Below are 11,254 nucleotides of genomic sequence, written 5' to 3'. Positions count from 1 at the left end.
ACCCTGTTCGACTGGTCGCCGCAGCTGAGCGGCGGCTGGTGGAGCTGGCCCGCCGCGGCCTGCTGCCTGCTGCTGGCGGCGGCCGGCTGCGCGGCGGTGACGGGCATCCTGCGATGGGCGGCGCCGAAGCTGCTCGGGCCGTCCGCCGCCGAGCGGCTCGCGCTGGCCGCCGAACGGGAACTGCTGCTGGCCGAACGCAACCGGCTCGCCCACGAGTTGCACGACTCCATCGGGCACACCCTGACAGCGGCCACCATCCAGGCCGCCGTGGCGGGCGAGGTGCTCGCCGCCGACCCGGCCGCGGCGCGGGCCGCCATGCGCAGCATCGAGGAGTCCACCCGGGCCGCGCTGGAGGACCTGGACTACGTGCTCGGCGTGCTGCGCGAGGAGGGCGCGGCCACCGCTCCCACCCGGACCCTCGCCGACCTGCCCGACCTGCTCGACCGGCTGCGCCACGCGGGCGCCGTGGTGGAACCGGACCTGTCCGGCGACCTCGCCCAGGTGCAGGGGACGCTCTCCCGGGCGGCGTACCGGATCCTGCAGGAAGGGCTGACCAATGCGCTGCGGCACGGGGCCGGCGGGCCGATCGAAGTCCGCGTCACGGCGTCGCCGGACGCGCTGGAACTGCGGGTGGTGAACCGGACGGGCCCGGGCGCCGGCGCGGGCGACTTCCCGACCTCCGGGCACGGCCTGCCCGGACTCGCGGAGCGGGTACGGCTGTTGCACGGCGAGTTCGCGGCCGGGCCGGACGGGCCCGAGCGCTGGAAGCTGGCGGTCCGGCTGCCGGTCCGGGTCACGGCGTGAGCGACTCCGACGCGGGGGCATCCGGTGGGGGAGCTCCAGGCGTAGCGGCCTCGGGCACGGCGGCCTCGGGTGCGGGGGCGCCGAGTGCCTCCGTCACGCTCCTGATCGCGGACGACGACGAAGTCACCCGCAGCGGCCTGCGCACCCTGCTCGCCGCCCAGCCGGGGATCGAGGTGGTCGGGGAGGCCGCCGACGGCGTCGACGCGGTCGAGCAGGCGCTGCGGCTGCGGCCGGACGTCGTCCTGATGGATGTGCGGATGCCGCGCCGCAACGGGATCGACGCCACCCGGCAGCTGCTGGCCGAGGCTCCCGTCGAAGCGCCGAAGGTCGTGGTGATCACCACCTTCGAGAACGACGGCTACGTCACCGCCGCGCTCGGCGCCGGGGCCAGCGGCTTCGTGCTCAAGCGGCTGCCGGTCCGGCAGATCGCCGAGGCGGTACGGGTGGTGGCGGCGGGCGAGGCGATCCTCTTCCCGGCCGCGCTGCGCCGGATGGTCGCCGCCCGCCCGCTGGACTCCGCCGAGGCGCTGCCGAGGGCGGCGCTGACCGGGCGGGAGGAGGAGGTGCTGCGGTTGATGGCCACCGGGCTGTCCAACCCGGAGATCGCCGAGACGCTGACCGTGAGCCTGGAGACGGTCAAGACCCACGTCGGGAACGTGCTGACCAAGCTCGGGGCGCAGAACCGGACCCATGCCGTGGTGATCGCGTACGAGTCGGGACTGGTGGTGCCGGGGTTCACGGGCTGAGCCGCCGGCCCGCCGGCCCGCCGGCCGTTCGCGGACGCGGGCCCGAGTCCCGGCAGCGTGCCCGCCGTGCCCGCCGTGCCTGCTCGGCGGTCTCCACGTCCCGCTTCCTGGCGGCAATGCCCGCCCGCCGTTCTCATGGCAACGGACCGGCGGTGAACGCCACCCCCGGGGCCTGCCGCACCGCGCCCGGAAAGCCGAACGCGCGCCCGGTCGTGGTCGACCGGGCGCGCGGGTGGGGTCCACCGAGGTGCCTACTCCTCGATCCGGACCTTGTCGGCCTGCATGCCCTTCTGCCCCTGGACGGCCTCGAAGGAGACCTTCTGGCCCTCCACCAGGGACTTGAAACCGGTCGACTCGATCGCCCGGAAATGCACGAACAGGTCATCGCCGGACTCCGGGCTGATGAACCCGTAGCCCTTCTCGTCGTTGAACCACTTCACGGTGCCGTTCTGGCGCTCGGCCATGTCTACTCCTCGGGGTCGGATCGCGGTGCCGTCGCGTGATCATCTCACGCAGAGCATGCGATTCGGCACGAAGCGTAGTGGTGCGACCCGGTTCTCGGGAGGCGCCCCGGGCCGGGTGGGCCGGGGCCCGCGCCGCTACGCCCTCGGGTCGACCGGGGTGAGGGTGCCGAGCCGGTCCTCGATGTGCTGGGCGGCGGCCAGGCAGAGGTCCTCGCGGAACGGACGCCCGACGAGCTGCACCCCGGTGGGCAGGCCGGCGGGGTCCAGCCCGGTGGGGACGGCGACAGCCGGGACGCCGACGAAACTGGTGACCGAGCAGAGCCGCATGGCCATGGCGACCCGGTCCCGCCCGGCCTGGTCCCGGGACTCCAGGCCGGGTTCGACCGGCGGCTCGGTGAAGACCGGGCCGAGCAGCAGCGGGTATGCCGCCAGGAACTCCGTCCAGGAGCGGCGGACGTTCATCCAGGTGCTCATCAGCCCGATCAGCCCGGCGGCGTCGGCGGGCGGGGCGCTGCGCATGGTCAGCTCGATGTAGCGGTCCCCGCCCTCGCCCAGCAACTGCCGCACGGCGGGCCAGCTCGGGGTGAACTCGGTGACGCAGAGCCGGTGGTAGGCCTCCAGCGCCTCGTCCAGCCGGGGGACGTCGGGCACCTCGTCCACCTGGTACCCGGCGTCGCGCAGCGCCGCCGCGGCGGCCTCGACCGCACGGCGGCCGGTCGGGTGGACGCCGTGGCCGCCCGGGTCGGCGACCACGGCGACCCTCGGCGGGCCGTCGAGGGGCTCTCCGTACAGCGGCACGGGAACGGCCCGGGGGTCGCGGGGGTCGGGGCCGGCCAGGGTCTCGTACGCGAGCCGCAGGTCGGCCACCGTACGGGCCAACGGGCCGTCCGTGACCAGGACTTGGGAGGCCGGGCCGGGATCGTCCGGGCCCAGCAGGCGCTGGTCGGCGGCGAACCGGCCGGTGGTCGGCTTGAGCGCGGCGACCCCGCAGAACGCGGCCGGGATGCGGACCGAGCCGCCGGAGTCGTTGCCGAGCCCGAGCGCGGCCATGCCGGTGGCCACCGCCACGCCGTCCCCGCCGCTGGTGCCGCCCGGCGTGCGGGTGGCGTCCCAGGGGTTGCGGGTGTCGCCGTACAGCTCGCTACGGGTGTGCATCCCGGCCAGGATCAGGGTCGGCATGTTGCTGTGCCCGATCGGGATCGCCCCGGCGGCGCGCAGCCGGGCCACCGGGATGGCGTCGGCGGGGGCGGTGAGGTCGCGGAAGCGCGGGGTGCCGAAGGTGGTCGGGACGCCCTCGATGCGGGTGCACTCCTTGACCGTGAACGGCACCCCGGCGAGCGGGCCGAGCCGCTCGCCGGCGGCGCGGGCGCGGTCCGTCTCCCGGGCGGCGGCGCGGGCGCGGTCGGCGAGGAGCTGGGTGACGGCGTTGGCCTGCGGGTTGACCTCGGCGATGCGCGCGAGGTGGGAGTCCACCACCTCGCGCGCGGACACCTCGCCGCTGCGGACGGCGGCGGCGATGGCGGTGGCGGGGAGTTTCCACATGGGCTTCTCCTGGTGGGTTCCGATGCGGTTGCATCGAAACCTTAGCGGGAGAGCCGATACGCTTGCATCGGAATAACTGGAGACAGTCCGGAACAGCCCGGAGCAGTTCGGAGCGGGTCGGGTCGGAACAGGGAGGTGGGGGGCGGATGCCCAAGCAGGTCGACCACGAGGAACGGCGCCGGCACATCGCCGAAGCGGTGTGCGCGCTGATCGACACCCAGGGCCTGGAAGGCGTCACCCTGCGGGACGTCGCCACCCGGGCCGACGTCTCCATGGGAGCCGTCCAGCGCTGCTTCCGCAGCAAGGAGGAGATGCTCCGGTTCGCCCTCGCCCACATCGGCGAACGCGTCACCGAACGGGTCCACGGCCGCGTCCTGGCCGGCCCGGCCCAGTCCGCCGCGAGCACCCTCGGACACGCCGCCGCCGAAGTCGCCCTGCTCCGCGCCGAACACCGCGCCGAAGCCCGGATCTGGCTCGCCTTCCTCGCCGCCGCCGCCGTCAACCCGGCCCTGGCCGCCGGCCTCCGCACCAGCTACGCCGACCTCGAAGGACTGCTCGCCCGGCTCGTCGCCGAGGCCTCCCACGCCCTCGACGCCCGACGCGAAGCCCGCACCCTGCTCGCCCTCACCGACGGACTCACCGCCCACGTCCTCATCGGCCACCGGACGGCGGCGGAGGCCGAGGACCTCCTCCACGCGCACCTCGCCGGGCTGTGGGAGCGGGCTTAGGAATCCCGTTGCCACCGGGCGGGCCCAGCGGCGAGGATCCTGGTCGTGTCCGACTCCCGGTCCGAACTGACGCCCTATCCGAAGATCCCCGCGAAGGGACGCCCCGGCGCACCCGGCGCCCGCGAGTGGATCGCGGCCGAGAAGGTGCACGGCGCGCACTTCGCGGTGGTCTGCGACGGCACCACCGTACGGGCCGCCAAGCGGCGCGACCTGCTCGGCGACGAGGACCTCGACGCCTTCTTCGGCGTCAGCCGGATCTGGCCTCAACTCGCCGTCGCCGCCGGGCGCTTCGCGGCGGCCGTGCGGGCGGCGCGGGGGTCGGCCGCCGTCGTCACGGTGTACGGGGAGCTGGCCGGCGGCCGTTACCCGCACCCCGAGGTGCCCGCCGCCCCCGGCGTCGAACCCGTGCAGACCGGTGTCTGGTACGCCCCCGGGCTGCGCTGGCTGCCCTTCGACGCCACGGTGGAGACGGCCGACGGCCGGTGGTGGATCTCCGACCGCGACCTCCGGTCCGCCGCCGCCACCGCCGGGCTCACCTGCGTACCGCTGCTCGGGCGCGGCACCCTGAACGCCCTGCAAGGCCTGCCGGTCGCCTTCCCCAGCCGGGTCCCCGCCCTGTTCGGCCTGCCCGCACTGACCGAACTGCCCGGCCGGCTCGCCAACTTCGCCGAGGGGTACGTCCTCAAGCCGGCCGGCGAATGGCACGAGTCGGAGACCGCCCGGCCGGTGATCAAGGTCAAGCAGAAGGCCTTCGCCGAGGACGAACGCTACGACGGCGCCCGCCCCTACCTCCCCCCGCCCGAGGGTGCGGCCGGCGTCCCCGCCTGGCTCCTGGTCCAGGCCTCCGCCCTCCTCACCCCCACCCGTGCCGCCGCGGCCGTCAGCAAACTCGGCCCCCGCACCCCGGCGGAAACGGTGGCCGCGGAGATCGCCCAGGACATCACCGACGAACTCGCCGAGGCCCTCGGCGGTCTGGAACCCGCCGTACTCACCGCCCTCCGCCACGCCCTCGCCCCCGGCGCCCGCTCCCTCGCCGCCTTCGACGCGGCGGACCGGCGCAGCCGCTGATGCGTTGGTGCGGGCGCTGACCCGGTGGCGCGGGCGTCGGCCCGGTGGCGTGGGCGCACTGGGCACCGTCGTCCCAGCCGCCCGCGCGGGACGTACGTCCGCAGGGCATGTGAGGGGACGTATGTCCGTATGACGCCCGATGTACGTCCGTATGACGCGCGACGCGACAGAGGGGGCGCGCGCCGTCGGCCCCGCGCCGGTTCGGCGTCGCGCGGGGGGTTCTCGGGAACCGGCTCTTATTGTACTGTCCGTCTAATAAGCGGGTGAGCGGGAACCCGCAGGGGCAGGCACCTGGAGGCAGCCATGGCTCTCATCCGGCAGGCGGCGGCGGAACACGGCCACACGGCGGCCGACGACGACGTCTCGAAGCGGCTGCTGGACTCGGCCGCCACCCTCTCCTACGACCCCATGACCGAGATCGACTGGGACGCCCCCCTCCCGGCCGGGCACTACGGCCTCAACCCCGAGTGGAGCACCCTCTACGGCACCCGGCTGTGGGACGAGATGACCGAGCAGCAGCGGGTCACCCTCACCCGGCACGAGGTCTGCTCGATCATGAACACCGGCATCTGGTTCGAGATGATCCTCCAGCAGATGGTGCTGCGCGACCAGTACCTCAAGAACCCCGCCAGCGCCGAGTTCCAGTTCGCGCTCACCGAGATCGCCGACGAGTGCCGCCACTCGATCATGTTCGCCCGCGCCTGCCAGAAGATGGGCGTCCCCGCCTACCGCCCCAACAAGGTGATCGCCCAGGCCGGGCGCGCCTTCAAGGCCCTCGCCAAGGGTGAACTCGCCTACGGCGGCATCCTGGTGGCCGAGGAGGTGCTGGACGTCATGCAGCGCGACTGGATGCGCGGCGAGAACGTCCTGGAGATCGTCCGCGGCACCTCCCGGATCCACGTGGTCGAGGAGTCCCGGCACATGAAGTTCGCCCGGCAGGAGATCCGCGAGCGGGTGCGCCACGCGAGCCCGGCCCGCCGCCGCGCCTCGGCCACCGGCATCGCGATCGGCGCGTACGTCATCGTCAGCAGCATGGTGCACCCGGGCGTCTACAAGGCCGCCGGGCTGGACGTCGCGCGGGCCCTCGACGAGGCGAAGGGCAACGAGCACCGCAAGGCGATGATGCGCAACAGCTCCCGGCACCTGATGGCGTTCCTCGCCGAGACCGGGCTGATCACCAGCCGCGCGGCGGCGGTCTACCGCCGCGTGCACATGCTCTGACCACCGACTCTGACGGACCGTCAGCTCTAGCGAGGACCCGACTCCGGCCATGGCCTACGCGATCACCCGATCCTGCTGCAACGACGCCTCGTGCGTCTCCGTCTGCCCGGTCAACTGCATCCACCCGACCCCGGACGAACCGGAGTTCGGCACCACCGACCTGCTGTACATCGACCCCCGGGCGTGCATCGACTGCGGCGCCTGCGCGGACGCCTGCCCGGTGGACGCGGTGTTCCCGGTCGACCGGCTGCGCGGGCCGGACGTCGTCTTCGGCGACCTCAACCGCGACTGGTACCGCGACCACCCCAACGACCACGCCTGGGGCGCGCCCAGCTTCCCGCGCAGCCTGCCGGGCGAGGTCGGCACCCTGCGGATCGCCGTGGTCGGCACCGGACCCTCCGCCGGGTACACCGCGCAGGAACTGCTGCGCTGCACCAGCGCCGAACTCACCATGATCGACCGGCTGCCGGTCACCGGCGGCCTGCTGCGGCACGGCGTCGCGCCCGACCACCAGTCCACCAAGCGGATCGCGGAGAGCTTCGCGAGCGTCTTCCACGACCCGCGGCTGCGGATGCACCTCAACCTGGAGGTCGGCACCGACGTCAGCCACCAGGAACTGGCCGCGCACCACCACGCGGTGGTGTACGCGGTCGGCGCGGCCGCCGACCGGAGGCTCGGCGTGCCCGGCGAGGACCTGCCCGGCAGCGTGCCCGCGACCTCCTTCGTCGGCTGGTACAACGCCGACCCGACGGTGCCGGCCGACACCGTGGACCTGTCCGCCGAGCGGGTGGTGGTGGTCGGCAACGGCAACGTCGCGGTGGACATCGCCCGCATCCTGCTCACCGACCCGGACCGGCTCGCCGCCACCGACATCGCCGACCACGCCCTGGCCGCGCTGCGCCGCAGCCGGGTGCGGGAGGTCGTGCTGCTGGCCCGGCGCGGGCCCGAGCAGGCCGCCTGGAGCGCGCCCGAGTTCCTGGGGCTGCGCCGGCTGCCGGGCGTCGAGCTGGTGGTGGAGGACCACCCGCAGGTGCGGGCCGCGATCGAGGCCGCCGCGCCGGACTCCAGGGCCGTGCTGCTCGCCGACCTGCCGCTGGTGCGCCACGACGGGGACGCCGAACCCGGGCTGGGGCGGCGGATCGTGCTGCGCTTCCTGTCGACGCCGGTCGAGCTGACCGAGGCGGACGGCCGGGTCTCGGGGCTGACCGTCGAACGGACCGCGCTGACAGCGGACGGCGACCCGATCGACCCGGCTGGGCCGATCGATCCGACTGGCCCGGCCGGCCCGACCGCTCGGCGGGACACCCTGCGCGCCGCCCTGGTGGTGCGCTCCATCGGGCACCGGGGCGTGCCGGTGCCCGGACTGCCGTTCGACGAGCGGACCGGGACGGTCGCGCAGCACGGCGGACGGGTGGTCGACCCGGCCACCGGCCGGCCGCTGCCCGGCGCGTACGTGGTCGGCTGGGCCAAGCGCGGGCCGTCCGGCGGGATCGGCGCCAACCGGGCCTGCGCGCGCGAGACGGTGGACGCGCTGATGGACGACGCGCAGGCCCGGGCACTGCCGGTGCCCCCGGCGGGGCGGACGGAGTTCGAGCAGTTGGTGCGGCGGCGCCGGCCGGACGCGGTGGGGCTGAAGGAACTGCGCGCGGTGGACCGGGCGGAGCGCGAGCGGGGCGCGGCGCAGGGGCGGCCCCGGGTGAAGCTGGCGACGGTGGCGGAGCTGCTGGCGGCGGGGCGGCGGCGCTGAGGGCCCCGGCGGACGGCTCGTGCGGGGTGGATGCGCGGGCCGTCCGGTTGACGCGGCCGTGACCCGGGGCGGGTGGGGCGCGTTGGGCGGATGTGAGCAGTTTTGGGGTGATGCCGGCTCTTTGGCGTTGGCCGGCCGAAGAAACGATCCTGCCAGGCGCGGGGCGCCCTCCGGAACCGGGGCGCCCTCCGGAACCGGGGCGCCCTCCGGAGCCGGGGTCGGACCGGGATCCGGGAGCGCCGATCTACGCCGAGCTGGCCCGCCGCTGGCAGTCGGAGGGGCGGTCGGTGCCCGGACTGCCCGACCCGGTCTGGGACTCGCCGGCGGCCTCGGAATCCCAGGCACTGTCGGACCCGACCGGATAGAACTGCCGCGCCCAGCGCCGGAACAGCCCGATCGAACGCTCCCCGGGCACGAGCCGCGGCTGCGCCAGGTACCGCTTGTGCGCCAGCACCGGGCGGTCCTGCTTGATGATCCGCACCGAGGCCTGGAGCGCCACCCAGGAGGCGGCCCGGTCCACGACCCGCGCCGCCCCGACCCCGGGCACCGGCACGGTGCTGGTCGCCGCGAAGCGCACCAGGGTGCGCCAGGGCGCGAGCGGCGTCGGCAGCACCCACACCCGTAGCGTGCTGCCCAGCTCCGGCAGTTCGGCGGTCAGCCGCATCAGCCCCAGCCCGGCCAGCGTCACCGGCTGCTCCAGGCTCACCGCGCCCAGCCCGGGGAACCGGGTGGTGGTGCGCTGGTGGATGGTGAACAGCGGGCCGTCCGGTTCCGGCGGCGCCGTCTCCTGGGCGTCCAGGCCGTGCAGCACGGACACGTGCCGGAAGTCCACGCTGTTCTCCAGCACCTCCTGCGGATGCGAGAGCAGTTCTCCGCTCCACCAGGCGAGCGGCCGCACGCCGACCGCCGGCGGCAGCTCCCAGGTAGGCGGCGTGCCGTCCGGTCCGCCCCGCCAGACGAACAACGCGCCGTCCCGCTCGACGAGATGACGTCTCGTCAGTTCACCGCGGAACCGGGTGCCGTCCGGCGAGCCGGTGCAGGAGCCGTCCGAGGCGAAGGCGAAGCCGTGGAACGGGCAGACCAGGTCCTCGCCGTGGACCCGCCCGCCCGCGCCGAAGTGCGCGCCCAGGTGCGGGCAGTGCGGTCCGATCGCGCGCACCGCGCCCCGCCGCGTCCGGTACAGCACCACGTCCTCGCCCATCAGCCGGGCCGTACGGACCCGGCCGGGCGGCAGATCACGCGTCCGACCGACGCAGAACCAGCCGCTCGGGTACGGCAGCGGGGCGGAGTGCTCGTCCATGGCGGTCACCTCGGTGGCTTGACGGCGGTGTGAACGTACCAGGCGATGTGCTCGCGCACCGCGTACATCTCCACCGTGGAGCGGAGATTGAGCCACCGCGCCGGGTCGCCGACGCGGCGCAGCAGCTCCCAGGGCAGTCGGAAGTACGCGTGCACCGCCTCGGTGGTCGGCAGGTAGTGCGGCGTCGCGTCCAGGGCCTCCTCGACCTCGAAGCCGGCCCCGGCGAGCAGCTGCGCCAGGTTGCCCGCGTGGTAGAGCCGGGCGCCGGTCATCGCCATCGCGTCCAGGTACGGTTCGAGCAAGGCCCGCGCGGACGACGGGAGTTCCTCCAGCGGGCCGGTGCTCATCGGGCCGAGCAGCACCAGCCGACCGCCCGGGCGGAGCACCCGGTGGAACTCTGCCAGCGCGCGGGCCGGGCGGTAGGAGTGGACGAGCGTCTCCATCGAGTACGCGCCGTCGAACGTGCCCTCGGGGAAGGGGAGTTCATGGAAGTCGCCGCAGGAGAAGGCGGTCCGGTCGGCCAGTGCGGCGTCGGCGCTCAGTCGACGGGCCTCGGCGACGTGGAAGTCCAGGACGTCGACCCCGGTGACCAGCAGCCCGAACCGGGCCGCCATCGCCCGGGCCACCACCCCGGCCCCGCAGCCCGCGTCCAGCACCCGCGCCCCGGCGGGCAGGGCCAGCTTGCGCCCGAGCACGTCCTCCAGCTGCCGCTGCGCCCGCCACAGCCGCCACTTCGACTGCCCGGGCTCGGTCCACCCCCAGTGCCGGGCGTTGCGCGCCACCCGGGTGTAGAACCACCGGCTCCCGGCGTTTCCGTACACCCGGCGCAGCGCGGTGAGATCCAGCTCCTGAGCGCCCATGGGGGCACGCTAGCGGCGCTCGACCGGCTGCTCCCGGCGGCGCCACGGCCGGTTGCGCCGCCGGGAGGGTTGGTGCGCTCGTCGGACGGGGTGATCAGCTGACCAGGCTGTGTCCCGCAGCCAGGGGACGGTCGGGACGAAGGAGGACACCCACCGGCGGGCCGGGCGGCCCGGCGACCGATGGCAGCGGGCTCAGGCCGCGCCCGCCGCTCCGCGCAGGATGCCCTGCCCGTCCCGGCCGCGCAGGGCCAGTGCGGTCGGGAGCACCGCCGCCGTCAGGGCGATCGCCGCGCAGCCGGCGGCGAGCACGCCCATCGCCGTCCAGGGCACCATCGCGGGCGTCGGGCCGACCAGGGCGGTCAGCGCGGCCCAGGAGCCGCCGACGCTGATCGCGGTGCCGAGCACGCCCAGCAGGGTGCCGGCGGCCACGCACATCAGCGTCTCCACGGCGACGGTGCGCAGCACCTGGCCCCGGGTGGCGCCGGCCAGCCGCAGCAGGGCGAGTTCCTGGCGGCGGTCGCTGACCGTCATCACCAGCGAGTTGGCCAGGGCGATCCCCGCGTAGCCGATGGCCAGTCCGAGGATCATCAACAGGGCGTCCCAGGCGGCCTGTTCGGTGCTGTCGCCGGCGGCCGACCAGACTTCCTCGGGGGTGGAGAGCCGGGCGCCCAGCCCGTCCACGGCGGTCCGCAGCGCGGCGGCGGCCCGCTGGGGGTCGGTGCCGGGCAGCACCCGCAGGTCGATCCGGCTCGCCAGGGCCGGGCCGCCGACGCC

11 protein-coding genes are annotated in these 11,254 nt (G+C 74.9%); 6 read left to right on the top strand and 5 right to left on the bottom strand.

All coding sequences use genetic code 11. The annotated features are described in order from the left end of the window. Both BG452_RS20410 and BG452_RS20405 read left to right on the top strand, forming a co-directional pair. Positions 1-804 (top strand): sensor histidine kinase (locus tag BG452_RS20410; protein WP_223242490.1); only part of this gene is annotated, 804 nt, incomplete at its 5' end. 101 nt (positions 805-905) lie between these two features. Then, a complete protein-coding gene (locus tag BG452_RS20405) occupies positions 906-1,550 on the top strand; it encodes a response regulator transcription factor (RefSeq protein ID WP_188305776.1) in 645 nt (214 codons plus the stop codon). A gap of 251 nt (positions 1,551-1,801) precedes the next feature. Here BG452_RS20405 and BG452_RS20400 read toward each other — a convergent pair whose 3' ends face one another. Continuing rightward, complete coding sequence (locus BG452_RS20400; protein WP_188305775.1) at positions 1,802-2,014, bottom strand: cold-shock protein; 213 nt, start codon at positions 2,012-2,014, stop codon at positions 1,802-1,804. Positions 2,015-2,149: 135 nt separating this feature from the next. Further along, positions 2,150-3,556: an amidase gene (locus BG452_RS20395; protein WP_188305774.1), complete on the bottom strand. Its 1,407-nt coding sequence runs from the start codon at positions 3,554-3,556 to the stop codon at positions 2,150-2,152. A 146-nt stretch (positions 3,557-3,702) separates the two neighbouring features. Between BG452_RS20395 and BG452_RS20390 the strand changes: the two genes are divergently transcribed. The 4 genes from BG452_RS20390 (at position 3,703) to BG452_RS20375 (ending at position 8,320) form a co-directional block, all read left to right on the top strand. Then, the gene (locus BG452_RS20390) at positions 3,703-4,284 is read left to right on the top strand and encodes a TetR/AcrR family transcriptional regulator (protein WP_188305773.1); all 582 of its coding nucleotides are present in this window, start codon (positions 3,703-3,705) and stop codon (positions 4,282-4,284) included. Positions 4,285-4,329: 45 nt separating this feature from the next. After that, positions 4,330-5,352 (top strand): RNA ligase family protein, encoded by a 1,023-nt coding sequence (locus BG452_RS20385; protein ID WP_188305772.1) that lies wholly within the window; start codon positions 4,330-4,332, stop codon positions 5,350-5,352. 303 nt (positions 5,353-5,655) lie between these two features. Continuing rightward, positions 5,656-6,573, top strand: coding sequence for an AurF N-oxygenase family protein (locus tag BG452_RS20380; protein ID WP_188305771.1), 918 nt, complete (start codon positions 5,656-5,658; stop codon positions 6,571-6,573). A 49-nt stretch (positions 6,574-6,622) separates the two neighbouring features. Continuing rightward, on the top strand, positions 6,623-8,320 hold the full coding sequence (locus BG452_RS20375; protein ID WP_188305770.1) for a 4Fe-4S binding protein: 1,698 nt from the start codon (positions 6,623-6,625) through the stop codon (positions 8,318-8,320). 244 nt (positions 8,321-8,564) lie between these two features. Here BG452_RS20375 and BG452_RS20370 read toward each other — a convergent pair whose 3' ends face one another. From BG452_RS20370 to BG452_RS20360, 3 genes are all read right to left on the bottom strand, one after another. Further along, positions 8,565-9,620, bottom strand: coding sequence for an aromatic ring-hydroxylating oxygenase subunit alpha (locus tag BG452_RS20370; RefSeq protein WP_188305769.1), 1,056 nt, complete (start codon positions 9,618-9,620; stop codon positions 8,565-8,567). A 5-nt stretch (positions 9,621-9,625) separates the two neighbouring features. Beyond that, complete coding sequence (locus BG452_RS20365) at positions 9,626-10,480, bottom strand: class I SAM-dependent methyltransferase (protein WP_188305768.1); 855 nt, start codon at positions 10,478-10,480, stop codon at positions 9,626-9,628. A 192-nt stretch (positions 10,481-10,672) separates the two neighbouring features. Next, on the bottom strand, positions 10,673-11,254 hold a 582-nt coding region (locus BG452_RS20360), incomplete at its 5' end, for an ABC transporter permease (protein WP_317621145.1).

Source organism: Streptomyces sp. CBMA123, assembly GCF_014596465.1.
Lineage (GTDB): Bacteria > Actinomycetota > Actinomycetes > Streptomycetales > Streptomycetaceae > Kitasatospora.
This window is presented reverse-complemented; position numbering and strand designations above follow the sequence as displayed.